The sequence below is a fragment of the Streptomyces sp. NPDC104309 genome, from assembly GCF_055584025.1.
Window position 1 is genome coordinate 33,867 of the sequence record NZ_JBVJMV010000005.1, and the last position, 15,943, is coordinate 49,809.

The following is a 15,943-nucleotide window of genomic DNA, read 5'->3' on the forward strand; positions in this document are numbered from 1 at the left end:
TTCAGCGTCGCTTGCGGGCCACCTACCGTCTTCACCACATACGACGAGCGCACATGACTGAAACGGAGGAAGCCCATGGCTGTCGACTACGCGGTGATCATCGTCTATCTGGCCGGCATGCTCGCCATGGGCTGGTGGGGCATGCGCCGCGCCAAGTCCAAGAGCGAATTCCTGGTGGCCGGGCGCCGCCTCGGCCCCTGGATGTACTCCGGCACGATGGCCGCCATCGTTCTCGGCGGCGCCTCCACCATCGGCGGTGTCGGCCTCGGCTACCAGTACGGGCTCTCCGGCGCCTGGATGGTCTTCACCATCGGCCTCGGACTGCTGGCCCTCTCCGTCTTCTTCTCGGCGCGCATCGCCCGGCTGAAGGTCTACACCGTCTCCGAGATGCTCGACCTGCGCTACGGCGGCCGGGCCGGGCTCATCTCCGGTGTCGTCATGTGGGCGTACACGCTGATGCTCGCGGTCACCTCGACCATCGCGTACGCCACCATCTTCGACGTCCTCTTCGACGTGAACCGGACCGTCGCGATCATCCTCGGCGGCGCCATCGTCGTCGCGTACTCGACGCTCGGCGGCATGTGGTCGATCACGCTCACCGACATGGTGCAGTTCGTCGTCAAGACCATCGGTGTGCTGCTGCTCCTGCTCCCCATCGCGGTGATCAAGGCGGGCGGCTTCAGCGAGATGAAGGCCAAGCTGCCCACCGAGTACTTCGACCCGCTGGGCATCGGCGGCGAGACGATCTTCACGTATGTGCTGATCTACACCTTCGGCATGCTGATCGGCCAGGACATCTGGCAGCGGGTGTTCACCGCGAAGAGCGACCGGACGGCCCGCTGGGGCGGCACCGTCGCCGGTACGTACTGTCTGGTGTACGCGGTCGCGGGCGCCGTCATCGGCACCGCCGCCAAGGTCATGTACCCGAACCTGTCCAGTGCGGACGCCGCGTTCGCGACCATCGTCAAGGACGAACTGCCCGTCGGTGTGCGGGGACTGGTCCTCGCCGCCGCGCTGGCCGCGGTGATGTCCACCTCCTCCGGTGCGCTGATCGCCTGCGCGACCGTCGCCAACAACGACATCTGGTCGCGGTTGCGAGGCGCGGTGTCGCGGGGCGGTGGCGAGGAGCACGACGAGGTGAAGGGCAACCGGGTCTTCATCCTCGTCATGGGCGTCGGCGTCATCGCCATCGCCATCGTGCTCAACAACGTGGTCGAGGCCCTGACCGTCGCGTACAACCTCCTCGTCGGCGGCCTGCTGGTGCCGATCCTCGGCGGACTGCTGTGGCGCCGCGGAACCGCGGCGGGCGCGCTGGCCGCGGTGTCGGTCGGTGGCGTCGCCGTGATCGGCCTGATGGCGACGTACGGAATCCTCGCCAACGAACCCGTCTACTACGGGCTGCTGGCCTCGCTCGCGGTGTATGTGATCGTCTCCCTGGCGACGAAGCCCACCGACGAGGCCGTACTGGCCGTCTGGCGCGAGCGGCTGGCGGGGCGGGCGGACCAGGACGGGCCGACGGCCGAGAAGACCGCCGCCGCCGTGGGGACCCCGCACTCCACCGCGTCCGCCACATTCGAATAACGTACGAACGCCCACAAAGCGCGTACCACCTCCGCGTCACCCGTATCGCAACAAGAAAGGCACCCGCCATGAGCAGCAACGAAACGCCGCGCGGTCCCGTCGACTCCTCCCGCGTCCCGCGGTACGCCGGACCCGCGACGTTCGCCCGGCTGCCCCGCCTCGACGAGGTCGGCACCGCCGATGTCGCCGTCGTCGGCGTGCCCTTCGACACGGGTGTCTCCTACCGCCCCGGTGCCCGCTTCGGCGGCAACGCGATCCGTGAGGCGTCGCGCCTGCTGCGCCCGTACAACCCGGCGCAGGACGCCTCGCCGTTCGCCCTCGCGCAGGTCGCCGACGCCGGTGACATCGCCGCGAACCCGTTCAACATCAACGAGGCCGTCGAGACGATCGAGGCCGCGGCCGACGATCTCCTCGCGACCGGCGCCCGTCTGATGACGCTCGGCGGCGACCACACCATCGCGCTGCCGCTGCTGCGGTCCGTCGCGAAGAAGCACGGCCCCGTCGCCCTGCTCCACTTCGACGCCCACCTCGACACCTGGGACACGTACTTCGGCGCCGAGTACACCCACGGCACCCCGTTCCGCCGGGCCGTCGAGGAGGGCATCCTCGACACCTCCGCGCTCTCCCACGTCGGCACCCGCGGCCCGCTCTACGGCAAGCAGGACCTGGACGACGACGCGAAGATGGGCTTCGGCATCGTCACCTCCGCCGACGTCATGCGGCGCGGTGTCGACGAGGTCGCCGACCAGCTCCGTCAGCGCATCGGTGACCGGCCGCTCTACATCTCCATCGACATCGACGTCCTGGACCCGGCGCACGCCCCCGGCACCGGCACCCCGGAGGCCGGCGGTCTGACCTCCCGAGAGCTGCTCGAAATCGTCCGCGGTCTGTCCTCCTGCAACCTGGTCTCCGCCGACCTGGTCGAGGTCGCCCCCGCGTACGACCACGCCGAGATCACCTCCGTCGCCGCCTCCCACACGGCGTACGAGCTGACGACAATCATGTCCCGCCAGATCGCAGAGGCCCGCACGAAGTGAGCCACGACCACCACGACGAGCGGCCGCAGCTCACCCCCGAGCAGATCGCGGCCGCTCTGAACCCCCCGGCCGGACGCAACGGCGGAGACCTCGTCGTCGAAACCCTCCAGGGCCTCGGCGCGACCACCGTCTTCGGTCTGCCCGGCCAGCACGCGCTGGGCATGTTCGACGCGCTGCGCCGCTCGTCGCTGAACTACATCGGCCTGCGGGTCGAGAACAACGCGGGCTTCGCCGCCGACGCCTACGGCCGGATCACCGGCGAGGTCGCCCCGCTGCTGCTCTCCACCGGCCCCGGGGCGCTCACCTCCCTCGCCGCGCTCCAGGAGGCGGCGGCGGCCTCGGCCCCCGTGCTGGCCGTCTCCAGCCAGATCCCGACCGCGGGACTGGGCGGCGGACGCCACGGCTACCTGCACGAACTGAGGGACCAGAAGGCGTCGTTCCGCGATGTCGTGAAGTCGGTCCACACCGTTCGTACGGCCTCCCAGATCCCGTCGGCGATCGCGGCCGCCTGGGAGTCCGCGCTGACCGCCCCGCACGGTCCGGTCTGGGTCGAGATCCCGCAGGACGTACTCCTCGCCGAGACCACGCTGCCCGTCGTCACGGCGATGGACGCCACCCCTCGCGCACTGCACGCCCGTCCCGAACTGACCGCCGTCGCGGCCGACCTGCTGTCGAAGGCGGAACGCCCGGCGATCATCGCGGGCGGCGGAGTCGTACGCTCCGACGCGTCCGGCAAGCTGCTCGCGCTCGCGGAGAAGATCGACGCACCCGTCGTCACCACCTTCGGCGGCAAGGGCGCCTTCCCGTGGGAGCACCCGCTCTCGCTCCAGTCCTGGCTGGAGGACCGCCACACGACGGACTTCCTGGAGTCCGCCGACGTGCTGCTGGTCGTCGGCTCCGGACTCGGTGAACTCTCCTCGAACTACCACACGTTCGCCCCGCGCGGCCGGGTCGTCCAGATCGAGGCCGACGCCGGCAAGCTGGAGTCCAACCACCCCGCGCTCGGCATCCACGCCGACGCCCGCGAGGCCCTGTCCGACCTCCTCGACGCGGTCGACCGCCGCGAGGACCCGTCGGCGCCGGACCGGGTCCGTACGGTCCTCGCAGCGGTACGCGACCGGATCGCCGGCCAGGAACTCACCCTGGAGCAGCAGCTCATCGCCTCGGTCCGCCAGGCGCTGCCCGACGCGTCACCCAGCTTCTGGGACATGACGATCCTGGCCTACTGGGCCTGGTCCGCCTTCGACGCCCGCCATCCGAACACGATGCACTCGGCCCAGGGCGCGGGCGGCCTCGGCTACGGCTTCCCCGCCGCCCTCGGCGCGGCGACGGCCGACCGTACGAGGCCGGTGCTGGCGGTCTCCGGCGACGGCGGCGCGATGTACTCGATCGCGGAGCTGGCCACGGCCCGCCAGTACGACCTGCCGGTCACCTGGCTGATCGTCGACGACGGCGGCTACGGCATCCTGCGCGAGTACATGACGGGCGCCTTCGGCGAGGCCACGGCGACGGAACTCGCCCGCCCCGACTTCGTCGCCCTCGCCGAGTCCTTCGGCGTTCCGGCGGTCCGCACGACCCCCGGGACGCTCGCCGCCGACCTGGCGAAGTCCTTCGCCGAGCCGGGCCCTTCGGTGGTCGTGCTCCCGGCCCTGCTGAGGATGTTCGAGCCGACGCATCTGTGACCGCGCCGGGCCCCGTGCGTCAGGTCATCAGACGGCCGTGCACGGGTGCGTAATCGGCCATCTGCTGATGGAAGCCCTTGGTGAACTCCCCCCTCTCTCCTTCTCCGAGAGTGGTGGGGAGTTTGCCGTTGGCCGGTATGAAGTCCGCTATGGCGCGGAACAGTTCGCCGGCGGCCTTTCCGCGGTCCGACCCCTTCCGCCGGGCCTCCATCAAGTAATGCGCCGCCTTGCTCAGCGGGGGCCTGAGATGCTCCTCCGGCCGCTTCAGCACTTTGTCCCGGGCCTCCTGTTTGTCCAGCGCCCGGTCGCCGGTACCGACGGAACACAGGACGTGCAGGGTCGCGTACAGCTGACCGCAGCGGTAGGCGGTGCTCGGCTGGGCTTCGGACATGACTTCGTGAACCTCCTCATGGGGCCGGCCGACGACTGCGACCACTGACTACCCCGGTCCCGGACGCCGCGAACGTCCCGGCGCAGGCATCGGGCCTTTGAACGTCAAGTCCTGGCCAATTGGACCGTGTTCCCTACAACTTTCCGGTCCGTCGGGAGTCATCTGTGTCGGGCGTGCCGGGGGCGCGCCCGTACAGATGACTCAGGGGACGGAAGCCTCATGACTGGATCCCACATAACCCGCCGTGCACGGGGCGCGCTGTCCGTCGCGCTCGCGGCGGGCGTGCTCGCACCCGTGGCGCTCGGCGCCGCACCCGCCGCCGCCGCGACGCCGACGGTGAGCTGCACGTCCGGCAAGGCGGGGCTGGCCGCCAAGCTGTCGAAGGACATCACCGCCGCGCTCAAGGGCCGGAAGTCGACGACGGCCGTGGCCCTCTACGACCGGACCACCAAGACGAACTGCTCCCTGCGGGCGACGACGAAGTACGACTCGGCCAGTGTCGTGAAGGCGACCGTGCTGGCCACGCTGCTCTGGGACAACAAGAAGCACAACCGCTATCTCACCCAGCGCGAGATCAACCTCACCACCGCCATGATCACCAAGTCCGACAACGACGCGACCACCAGTCTGTGGAAGCAGCTCGGGGTGACCAAGGTCAAGGCGTTCCTGAAGGCCGCCGGGATGACGCACACCGTGCCCGGCTCCGGTGGCTACTGGGGACTGACCCAGATCACCGCCCAGGACGAGCAGCGGCTGCTGACCCTGCTGACCGCGAAGAACTCCGTGCTGAGCGACAACGCGCGCTCCTATGAGCTGGGCCTGATGCGCAAGGTCGTCTCCTCGCAGCGCTGGGGCACGCCCGCCGGCGCGCCGTCCGGCGTGACCGTCCAGGTCAAGAACGGCTGGCTGCCGCGCGCCACCCACGGCTGGCGGGTGCACAGCATCGGCGCCTTCACGGGCAAGGGGCACGACTACGCGATCACCGTGCTCACCCAGGACAACAAGACGATGAACGACGGCATCAACACCATCCAGGCCGTCGCCCGCGCCGTGCACAAGGACCTCAACCCGGCCGTCGCCACGAAGTCCACCGTCGCCCCGCCCGCCGCCCCGCAGGAGGCGGTGCCCGCGGTGCCGGAGGCACCGGCCGTACGGATGCTCACCGCGACGCCGCAGTCGTAGCGGACGCGTCCGAAGCCGCCCTCGATCGCCGGACGCGGCATGCTCGTCCGGCGATCGGGGAGACGGCGGGCCGGGCCGCCCTCGCCCGGCACAGCGGCCCCGGCTCCCCGGGCTGACGCAACCGGGCGTAGTGCCTTTCGTCGCATCGGACCTACGCCGAAGGGACCGTCTTTTGTAACAGCGGGATGAAATCCGCTGCCCAGCGCGTTGGTGCCTTCCGGTAGAGCAGGTCGAACGGGGAGGTACCGGTGACGGACGCAGGGCAGGCGGAGGGCGCGGCGCAGGCCTCGGGCTGGGCTCGGCGGCTGATCGGCTACGCATGGCGCTACCGGCGCAATGTGCTGCTGGCGCTCGGCTCGTCGCTGGCCGGCATGGCGGTGATGGCGCTCGTCCCGCTGATCACCAAGGTGATCATCGACGATGTCGTCGTCGACCACACGCGTTCCCTCGCCGTCTGGACCGGACTCCTCATAGTCGCCGCCGTGCTGGTGTACATATCCACGTACATCCGCCGCTACTACGGCGGCCGGCTCGCCCTCGACGTACAGCACGACCTCCGTACCGAGATGTACGGGACGATCACCCGCCTCGACGGCAAGCGGCAGGACGAGCTGTCCACCGGGCAGGTCGTCGGGCGCGCCACCAGCGACCTCCAGCTGATCCAGGGACTTCTGTTCATGCTTCCGATGACCATCGGGAACGTGCTGCTCTTCCTCATCTCCCTGGTGATCATGGCGTGGCTCTCGCCCCTGCTCACCCTGGTCGCGATCGCCGTCGCGCCCGCCCTCTGGTACATCGCCCGCCGTTCCCGCGCCCGCCTCTTCCCCGCCACGTGGTACGCCCAGGGGCAGGCCGCCGCCGTCGCCGGAGTCGTCGACGGGGCCGTCTCCGGGGTCCGGGTCGTCAAGGGCTTCGGGCAGGAGGACCAGGAGACCGGCAAACTGCGCGAGGTCGGCCGCAAGCTGTTCGCCGGACGGCTGCGGACGATCCGGTTGAACTCCCGCTACACCCCGGCGCTCCAGGCCGTCCCCGCGCTCGGCCAGGTCGCGATGCTGGCCCTCGGCGGCTGGCTCGCCACCCGGGGCGAGATCACCCTCGGCACGTTCGTCGCCTTCTCCACCTACCTCGCCCAGCTCGTCGGCCCGGTCCGGATGCTCGCCATGGTCCTCACCGTCGGACAGCAGGCCCGTGCCGGCGTCGAGCGCGTACTGGAGCTGATCGACACCGAGCCGGCCATCAAGGACGGCACCAAGGAACTCCCGGCCGACGCCCCCGCGAGCGTCGAGTTCGACGACGTACGGTTCGGCTACGCCGACGACCGCCCCGTCCTCGACGGGTTCTCGCTGACCATCGAGCCCGGTGAGACCGTCGCCGTCGTCGGCGCGTCCGGCAGCGGCAAGTCCACCGTCTCGCTGCTGCTGCCCCGCTTCTACGACGTGACGCACGGCGCCGTCCTGGTCGGCGGCCACGACGTCCGCGAGCTGACCCAGCGGTCCCTGCGTGCCGCCATCGGCCTCGTGCCGGAGGACAGCTTCCTGTTCTCCGACACCGTCCGCGCCAACATCGCCTACGGAGTCCCGGACGCCACGCAGGAACAGATCGAGCAGGCGGCCCGCGCCGCCCAGGCCGACCGGTTCATCGCGGACCTGCCCGGGGGCTACGACACCAAGGTCGGCGAGCACGGACTCACCCTCTCCGGCGGCCAGCGCCAGCGCGTCGCGCTCGCCCGCGCCATCCTCACCGACCCCCGGCTGCTCCTCCTCGACGACGCCACCTCCGCCGTCGACGCCCGCGTCGAGCACGAGATCCACGAGGCACTGCGCCAGGTGATGGCCGGGCGGACGACCCTGCTGATCGCCCACCGCCGCTCCACCCTCGGTCTCGCCGACCGGATCGCCGTGCTGGAGCACGGCAGGCTCGCCGACATCGGTACGCACGAGGAGCTGGAGCGCCGCTGCGCGCTCTACCGGCGGCTGCTCACCGACCCGGACGAGCTGGGTGGCACCTCACCCGGACACCACCCGCTGACCGCCGCCGCCGACACCACCCCCGAGGACGACCGCGCGCTCCAGGAGGAGCTGGACGCCGCGTTCGACGCCGAGCGCGGCATCAGTCCCCACCTGTGGATCCGCAAGGACGAGCCGCGCGACTCCGGGGCGGCCGGCATGCCCGCGACCCCCGAGCTGCTCGCCCAGGTCGAGGCCCTGCCACCGGCCACCGACACACCCGACATCGACGAGGCGAGGGCCGTCCGCGCCGAGGAGTCGTACGGCCTGCGCAGGCTGCTGCGCGGCTTCGGGCTGCCGCTCCTGGCGAGCCTGGCCCTGGTGGCGGTGGACGCGGGCGCCGGACTCCTGCTGCCCGTACTGATCCGGCACGGCATCGACCAGGGTGTCTCCCAGCTCGCCCTCGGTGCCGTCTGGGCGGCCTCCGCGCTGGCCCTGGTGGTCGTGCTCGTGCAGTGGGCGGCGCAGATCGGCGAGAACCGGATGACGGGCCGCACCGGCGAGCGGGTGCTGTACTCACTGCGGCTGAAGATCTTCGCGCAGCTCCAGCGGCTCGGCCTGGACTACTACGAGCGCGAGCTGACCGGACGCATCATGACCCGGATGACGACGGACGTGGACGCGCTGTCGACGTTCCTGCAGACCGGTCTGGTCACGGCCTTCGTCTCCGTCGTCACCTTCTTCGGCATCATGGTCGCCCTGCTGGTCCTCGACGTGTCGCTGGCCCTCGTCGTGTTCGCCACGCTGCCGGCGCTGATCGTCGGCACGTTCTTCTTCCGCCGCAAGAGCGTCAAGGCGTACGAGCTGGCCCGCGAGCGCATCAGTGTCGTCAACGCCGACCTCCAGGAGTCCGTCTCCGGACTGCGGATCGTGCAGGCGTTCCGCCGCGAGCGCGACGGCGCGGACCGGTTCGCGGAGCGCAGCGACCACTACCGCCGGGCGAGGGTCCGCGGCCAGTGGCTGATATCGGTCTACTTCCCGTTCGTGCAGCTGCTGTCGTCGGTGGCCGCGGCCGCCGTCCTGATCGTCGGCGCGGGCCGGGTCGACCACGGCACGCTCACCACCGGTGCGCTGGTCGCGTACCTCCTCTACATCGACCTGTTCTTCGCCCCGGTGCAGCAGCTCTCCCAGGTCTTCGACGGTTACCAGCAGGCCACCGTCTCCCTCGGCCGCATCCAGGAACTGCTGCGCGAGCCGACTTCCACCGACGCCGCGGACGAACCGCTGGACGTGCTGTCGCTGCGCGGCGAGATCGCCTTCGAGGACGTGACCTTCGCCTACGGCTCGGGTGACGACGCCGAGGAGGCCCTGATCGGGGTCGACCTGCGGATACCGGCCGGCCAGACGGTCGCGTTCGTCGGCGAGACGGGCGCCGGGAAGTCCACCCTCGTCAAGCTCGTCGCCCGGTTCTACGACCCGACGGGCGGCCGGGTCACCGCGGACGGCACCGATCTGCGCCGGCTCGACCTCACCGCGTACCGGCACCGGCTCGGAGTCGTGCCGCAGGAGGCGTACCTCTTCGCCGGAACGGTCCGCGACGCCATCGCGTACGGGCGGCCCGAGGCCACCGACGCTCAGGTGGAGGCGGCCGCGCGGGCGGTGGGCGCCCACGACATGATCGCCACCCTGGACGGCGGGTATCTGCACGAGGTCGCCGAGCGGGGCCGCAACCTCTCGGCCGGGCAGCGTCAGCTGATCGCCCTCGCCCGCGCCGAACTCGTCGACCCCGACGTCCTGCTGCTCGACGAGGCGACCGCCTCCCTCGACCTGGCCAGCGAGGCCCTGGTCAACCAGGCGACCGACCGGCTCACCGGCCGGCGCACCACCCTGGTCGTCGCCCACCGGCTGACCACCGCGGCCCGCGCCGACCGGGTCGTGGTGATGGACCACGGCCGGGTCGTCGAGGACGGCACGCACGACGAACTCCTCGCCCGCGACGGGCACTACGCCCTGCTGTGGCGCACGTTCATCGGGGAGGACGAGCCCGCCGGGGTGTGAACCGCGGGCCCGCCCACCCGTTCACCCGCTGATGCCGGAGATCCTGCCGGTCCGCAGGTCCGACCGCACGGTCAGATACGTGTACGTGGGGTGCCTGCCCTTGCTCCAGGTGAGCCGCACCTTCGACCACGTGTGGCCCGCCCCGCTCTCGTCCGGGGTGACCCGGAAGGCGAGCGGGGTGTTCTGGGCGCGGAGCACACCGTCCGCGTGGTTGCGCTTCTCCCAGGTGTTCAGCTGGGTGCGCAGGTGGGGCGTCAGGTAGAACGACCTCAGGGCGGTGGCGAGCTTGCCGCCGCCCTCCACCGTGGCGGCATCGATGTAGGCACCGTAGAAGTGGGCCACCTGCTGGTAGGCCGGGGTTCCGGCGTCGCTGCGTACCGGCGCCGCGACCACCGGCGCCTGCGGGGCCGACGCGGCGGCCGGGACCACGGCGACGACGGAGAGGAGTGCGGTGGCGAGCAACGTCTTTCCGACGACGCGCCGGCCGAGGGGGCCTTGTGCACTGCGGAGTTGGAGCATGGCAGTTCCTGCCTTTCGTGTGGCTCTGCCTGGTTGGAGCCATGCTGTGGCGATTTGGTTGCCCGGGAGGCGGAGCACGCCGGATGCAACCTTCGGATGACCTCCTGCGTCGTACGCATGTGTGCGTATGTACCGAGCGAGGGCGTAAATGTTCGATTAGCTGATGGGGCTGCTGGTGATCAGAAGGACCGGAGAGGCCGGAGGGACCGGAGAGGCCGGAGGGACCGGAGCACTCGATGCGACCGGTGCGGCTGATGTGGTCGACGCCGGCGTTGTGGCCGGAGCGGTCGGCGGGGGCGGACGCGGCATCGGGCGCCGGATGCTCGTATACCTGTTCGTCCTGCCGCTGGTGACCGCAGGTCTGCTGCTCAGCGGCACCGCGGCGAGCAGCGCCCAAGCTGCGACGGCCTGCCCCGGGCGCCTCGCGAAGGCGGTCCCGTTCAAGACCGGTGAGCTACGCGTCTACAAGAGCCGCTCCTACGCCTGCGCCGTCGCGGTCGCCAAGAAGCCGGGCCCGCGCCGCAAGATGTCCGTGACGATCCAGCCGCGCGGCGGCAGCCCCGTCGTCGACAGCGGCAGTTACACCAGGCAGGCCGGCCCGGTGACGGTCCACGCGCTGAACCGGTGCGTCCGGGCCTCGGCCACGATTTCGGGGAAGTCCGGTTCCACGGGCTGGATTCTCTGCTGAGGCGGGCGGGCCGACCTCCGTCGGTCCGGCCGACGACGGCGGCCGGAGCGGCCGACGAGGACCGACGGCCCGGGACCGTGGCTTTCCCCGGCATCTCTCCCCCGGAATCTTTCCCATGACAACAGGGTCTGGCGGTGCCGGTGTTGCCCCGCTAGGTTCACGACGAATGTTGTGAATCATGGGGAGGGTGCATGCGCAAGGCGCTCAGAGGGTTCCTGTCACTCGCGGTGCTCATCGGCACGGTGAGTGCGACGGGTGCCTCGGCCGGGGCGGCCACCGCCGCGGAACCGGCCGCGTTCCGGAGCACGGCCGTCGGCGACGACGGCACGAGTACGGACATCAAGGACCGCATCCTGGCCATCCCGGGAATGAGTCTCATCGAGGAGAAGCCGTACGCGGGCTACCGCTACTTCGTCCTCAACTACACCCAGCCGATCGACCACCGGAACCCGTCCAAGGGCACCTTCCAGCAGCGCATCACCCTGCTGCACAAGGACACGTCCCGCCCGACGGTCTTCTACACCAGTGGCTACAACGTCTCCACGAACCCCGGCCGTTCCGAGCCGACCCGGATCGTCGACGGCAACCAGGTCTCCCTGGAGTACCGTTTCTTCACCCCGTCCCGCCCGGCGCCCGCCGACTGGTCCAAGCTCGACATCTGGCAGGCCGCCAGCGACCAGCACCGCGTCTTCACCGCGCTGAAGCAGATCTACACCAAGAACTGGCTGACCACCGGCGGCTCCAAGGGCGGCATGACCGCCACGTACTTCGAGCGCTTCTACCCCGAGGACATGGACGGCGTCGTCGCGTACGTCGCGCCCAACGACGTGGTCAACAAGGAGGACTCGGCGTACGACCGGTTCTTCGAGAACGTCGGCACCAAGGAGTGCCGCGACAAGCTGAACGGGGTGCAGCGCGAGGCGCTGGTCCGCCGCGGGCCGCTGGAGAAGAAGTACCAGGAGTACGCCGCCGCGAACAGCTACACCTTCGACACCGTCGGCTCGCTCGACCGGGCGTACGAGGCTGTCGTCATGGACTACGTCTGGGCGTACTGGCAGTACAGTCTGCTGTCCGACTGCGACACCATCCCCGCCGACGCCAAGAACGCCCCCGACCAGGCGATCTGGGACTCGATCGACTCGATCTCCGGGTTCTCCGCCTACGCCGACCAGGGCCTGGAGAAGTACACCCCGTACTACTACCAGGCGGGCACCCAGCTCGGTTCCCCGAACATCAAGCAGCCGTGGCTCGGCAAGCTGAGCCGGTACGGATACCAGCCGCCGCGCACCTTCGTGCCGCGCTCCATCCCGATGAAGTTCCAGCCGTCGGTGATGCGTGACGTCGACAACTGGGTGAAGCGTCACGCCAACCACATGCTGTACGTGTACGGGCAGAACGACCCGTGGGGTGCCGAGCCCTTCCGGCTCGGAGCGGGCGCCCGTGACAGCTATGTCATGACCGTGGCGGGCGGCAACCACGGCTCCAACGTGGCAGGGCTCGACGCGGATGACAAGGCGACGGCCACCGCCGCCATTCTGCGCTGGGCGGGCGTCGCACCGGCCGCCGTGCGGGAGGACCCGGCGAAGGCGAAGCCGCTCGCGAAGTTCGACGCGCGGCTCGACAAGCGGGACGTGACGAGCGAGCGCGGGCTGCGTCCGTAGCGGTTGCTGAGAAGCGGTCCTCGTGAGGCCGTCCTCGCGGGGAGGGAAGGGGCTGTGCGCGAGCACAGCCCCTTCCCGGTTCGGCGAATTCCCGGGACCGGGGGCTTTCGTTCAGGATCACGCCGGGCTGATCCCAGACGAAGGACCCTAGTACGTCAGCCCGTGACCGACCGGGTACAGCACCCGCGCCGGGTCGTCGGCGCGCTGCACGGGCACCGGCAGCGTGCCCTCCGGCTCTACGCGGCCCGCGATCACGCGGGCGGCGGCGCGCAGTTCGACATCGGTCCAGGAGTACGTGGCCAGGTTCGCCGCGAACCCGGTCCCGGCCAGCTGGGCGACGTCGTACGGATTGCGGATCGCGACCGTGATCACCGGGATGCCGGTGGCCGCGAGGGCGCTCACCAGGGTGCGCTGCGAGCTGGTCGCCGTGACGTTGTACGTCCCGACGATCACCGCGTCCTTGCCCTGTGCGGCCGCCACCGCCTCGTCGATCTTCGCCTTGGTGGGGGCGGTACCGGTGGACAGCGCCGTTGCCGTGTGACCCAGTTCACCGAAGGCGGTGGCCAGGGTGGTGGTCGGCGGTCCGGTGGTGCCGGACGGGGAGGCCGGGTCGGCGCCGACCACGAGGAGGTTCTTGTGGGAGCGGCGCGAGAGCGGCAGCACCGCGCCGTCGTTGGCGAGCAGCGTGGTGGTGCGCTCGGCGATCCGGTCGGCGGCGGCGAGATGGGCCCGGGTCCCCACGGTGTGGTCCACGCCCTTGTGGCTGACGAACGGGTCGTCGAACAGCCCGAGCTTCGTCTTCAGCCGCAGGATGCGCAGGATCGATTCCTCGATCCTGGCCTCGCTGATCTCACCGCTCTTCACGGCCTCCAGGACGGCGTTCCAGGAGACGCCCAGGTTCGGCGGGTTGAGCAGCTGGTCGACGCCCGCCAGAAGGGCGAGGACCGGCACGCGCTCGTCGCCGTACTTCGTCCGCACGCCCTCCATGCCGAGCGAGTCGGTCACCACGACCCCGTCGTAGCCGAGCTCCTCGCGCAGGATGCCGGTGAGGATCGGACGGGAGAGCGTCGCCGGGTCCTCGGCCGGATCCAGCGCCGGGACCACGATGTGCGCGGTCATGATCGAGTCGATGCCCGCGGCGATCGCGGCCCGGAACGGCGGTTCGTCCAGCTCCGCCCACTGCTCCCGGGTGTGGCGGATGACGGGCAGACCGGTATGGCTGTCGGTGCTGGTGTCGCCGTGGCCCGGGAAGTGCTTGGCGGTCGAGGCGATCCCGCTGCTCTGATACCCCTTCACCTGCGCGGCGACCATCCCGGCCACGGACTGGGGGTCGGATCCGAAGGACCGTACGCCGATGACCGGGTTGGCCGGGTTGACGTTGACATCGGCGTCCGGGGCGTAGTTCTGGTTGATGCCGATCGCCGCCAGTTCGGCGCCCGCGATCTGCCCGGCCTTGCGGGCGTCGGAGCGCGAGCCGCCGGCACCCAGCGCCATCGCGCCGGGCATCAAGGTGGCGGGCTCGCCGACGCGGCAGACGATGCCGTGCTCCTGGTCGGTGGAGACGAGGAGCGGCAGGGGAGTCGGGCCGGCGAGGCCGGCGCGCTGGATGCCGTTGGAGAGGTCGGCGATCTGGTGCGGGTCGCGCGTGTTGTGCGCCCAGGCGAAGTAGATGATTCCGCCGACGTGGTACTTGGCGATCATCTCGGCGGCGGTGCGGACGCCGATCTCGGCCAGGTTGGCGTCGATGTCGGCCTGGTCGGGCTCGGTGGCGGAGTGCCCGTACACCCGCATCACGAAGAGCTGTCCGACCTTCTCCTCCAGGGTCATCCGGGAGATGAGCCGCTTGAGGCGCTGGGTGGTGGCGGCTGAGTTCTGCTGACCGCCGCTGTGCCCGCTGCTCGCGGACCTCTGGGCGGCGACGGCGCCGGGGGCGATGACGCCGCCGGTGACGGCGACCGCGGCCGTCGCGGCGGTGGCGGTGAGAAGGCTGCGTCTGGAGGTGCGGTGGTGCACGTGAGCTCCTTCGGCCGTACTCGGGGACGAGAGAGAAGGTGAAAGAAACTTCCAAGGAGCACGGATATACAGAAAATAACTTCCGGTCAAGGGCCTGGACCGTTTTGAGCCTGCCCGGTGCTTGACTCGGCGCCCGTGGACGCGGCGGCGCGGCCCCGGTCGCGAAGCCCCGCCGCAGCCTCTGCGGATCCCCTGCACGGCTCGCACCGCGACCCTGCCGCCGGAGCTCTGCCTCAGCCCTGTCGAAGTCCCACTGCCGCCCCGTGCGCCTGGAGTGCCGACACGGCCGCCGTGATAGCGGGCCGCCGGGCCGCCTCCGTACGCCACAACGCGTACAGCCGACGCACCGGTACGGGGGCGAGCGGCACCGCCACCACCCCCGTCGGCAGCGGCCCCAGCCCCAGCCGGGGGATCATCGCGACCCCGAGACCGGCGGCGATCAGGGCCAGTTGGGTGTGGTTCTCCTCCGCCTGGTGCCGGATGTCGGGCTCGTATCCCGCCGCACGCAGCGTCCGTACGAGCCAGTCGTGGCAGACCGTCCCCGGCGGCTGGCAGATCCACCGCTCCTTCGCGAGCTCCTCGCGCCGCACCGCGTCCCGCCCGGCGAGCCGATGGTCCTCGGGCACCAGCAGATCGCACTGGTCGTCACCGATCACCGCCTGCGCCACACCGTCGGGAGCGGGCAGCGGGGCGATGTCCCAGTCGTGCGCGACCGCCAGATCGATCACGCCCTTGGCCACCAGATCGACCGAGAGGTGCGGATCGACCTCGGTCATCCGGATATCCAGGGCGGGGTGGTCCCGTTCCAGCCCGGCCAGCACCCCGGGCAGCAGTCCGCGCGCCGCGGAGGCGAACGCGCCGATCGACAGCCGCCCGGTCGGCAGCCCCCTGCGCTCCTCCAGCGTGGTCTCCGCGCATTCCATGATCGCCAGCAACTGCTGGGCCGTCGCGGCGAGATGGAGCGCCTCCTCGGTCAGCGCGACACCGCGTCCGCGGCGTTCGAGGAGCGTCGTGCGGGTCTCCCGTTCCAGCTTGGTGATCTGTTGCGAAACCGCCGACGGGGTGTAGCCGAGCGCGGCAGCCGCGCCCGCGACGGAGCCGTGGACGGAGATGGCGTGCAGTGCGCGCAGCCGGGACAGATCGAGCACCGGAACCTCCCGGACGTGGAATCTCGCGATTCATTAG

11 protein-coding genes are annotated in these 15,943 nt (G+C 70.6%); 7 read left to right on the top strand and 4 right to left on the bottom strand.

Annotated features, from left to right (window positions below; translation table 11 throughout):
- The first annotated feature begins 75 nt into the window (after positions 1–75).
- The 3 genes from ACZ68L_RS08740 to ACZ68L_RS08750 all read left to right on the top strand — a co-directional run bounded on the left by ACZ68L_RS08740 (position 76) and on the right by ACZ68L_RS08750 (position 4,300).
- Positions 76–1,581: a sodium:solute symporter family protein gene (locus ACZ68L_RS08740; RefSeq protein WP_469575369.1), complete on the top strand. Its 1,506-nt coding sequence runs from the start codon at positions 76–78 to the stop codon at positions 1,579–1,581.
- A gap of 68 nt (positions 1,582–1,649) precedes the next feature.
- Positions 1,650–2,618, top strand: coding sequence for an agmatinase (gene speB, locus ACZ68L_RS08745; RefSeq protein ID WP_469575371.1), 969 nt, complete (start codon positions 1,650–1,652; stop codon positions 2,616–2,618).
- Positions 2,615–4,300, top strand: coding sequence for a thiamine pyrophosphate-binding protein (locus tag ACZ68L_RS08750; RefSeq protein ID WP_469575373.1), 1,686 nt, complete (start codon positions 2,615–2,617; stop codon positions 4,298–4,300). Before speB ends, ACZ68L_RS08750 begins: the two co-directional genes overlap by 4 nt.
- Before the next feature lie 19 nt (positions 4,301–4,319).
- On the opposite strand, the gene ACZ68L_RS08755 is transcribed toward ACZ68L_RS08750, so the two are convergent.
- A complete protein-coding gene (locus ACZ68L_RS08755) occupies positions 4,320–4,691 on the bottom strand; it encodes a hypothetical protein (RefSeq protein WP_469575375.1) in 372 nt (123 codons plus the stop codon).
- Positions 4,692–4,910: 219 nt separating this feature from the next.
- Between ACZ68L_RS08755 and ACZ68L_RS08760 the strand changes: the two genes are divergently transcribed.
- Complete coding sequence (locus tag ACZ68L_RS08760; protein WP_469575376.1) at positions 4,911–5,873, top strand: serine hydrolase; 963 nt, start codon at positions 4,911–4,913, stop codon at positions 5,871–5,873.
- Positions 5,874–6,121: 248 nt separating this feature from the next.
- The gene (locus tag ACZ68L_RS08765) at positions 6,122–9,877 is read left to right on the top strand and encodes an ABC transporter ATP-binding protein (protein ID WP_469575378.1); all 3,756 of its coding nucleotides are present in this window, start codon (positions 6,122–6,124) and stop codon (positions 9,875–9,877) included.
- A 21-nt stretch (positions 9,878–9,898) separates the two neighbouring features.
- On the opposite strand, the gene ACZ68L_RS08770 is transcribed toward ACZ68L_RS08765, so the two are convergent.
- Positions 9,899–10,396, bottom strand: coding sequence for a hypothetical protein (locus tag ACZ68L_RS08770; protein ID WP_469575380.1), 498 nt, complete (start codon positions 10,394–10,396; stop codon positions 9,899–9,901).
- Between the two features lie 319 nt (positions 10,397–10,715).
- Between ACZ68L_RS08770 and ACZ68L_RS08775 the strand changes: the two genes are divergently transcribed.
- On the top strand, positions 10,716–11,084 hold the full coding sequence (locus ACZ68L_RS08775; RefSeq protein WP_469575871.1) for a hypothetical protein: 369 nt from the start codon (positions 10,716–10,718) through the stop codon (positions 11,082–11,084).
- Positions 11,085–11,275: 191 nt separating this feature from the next.
- A complete protein-coding gene (locus ACZ68L_RS08780) occupies positions 11,276–12,745 on the top strand; it encodes a S28 family serine protease (protein WP_469575381.1) in 1,470 nt (489 codons plus the stop codon).
- Positions 12,746–12,892: 147 nt separating this feature from the next.
- Here the strand turns inward: ACZ68L_RS08780 and ACZ68L_RS08785 are convergent, their stop codons facing one another.
- Both ACZ68L_RS08785 and ACZ68L_RS08790 read right to left on the bottom strand, forming a co-directional pair.
- On the bottom strand, positions 12,893–14,758 hold the full coding sequence (locus ACZ68L_RS08785; RefSeq protein ID WP_469575382.1) for a glycoside hydrolase family 3 protein: 1,866 nt from the start codon (positions 14,756–14,758) through the stop codon (positions 12,893–12,895).
- 233 nt (positions 14,759–14,991) lie between these two features.
- On the bottom strand, positions 14,992–15,906 hold the full coding sequence (locus ACZ68L_RS08790) for a LysR family transcriptional regulator (RefSeq protein ID WP_469575383.1): 915 nt from the start codon (positions 15,904–15,906) through the stop codon (positions 14,992–14,994).
- Between the last annotated feature and the right edge of the window lie 37 nt (positions 15,907–15,943).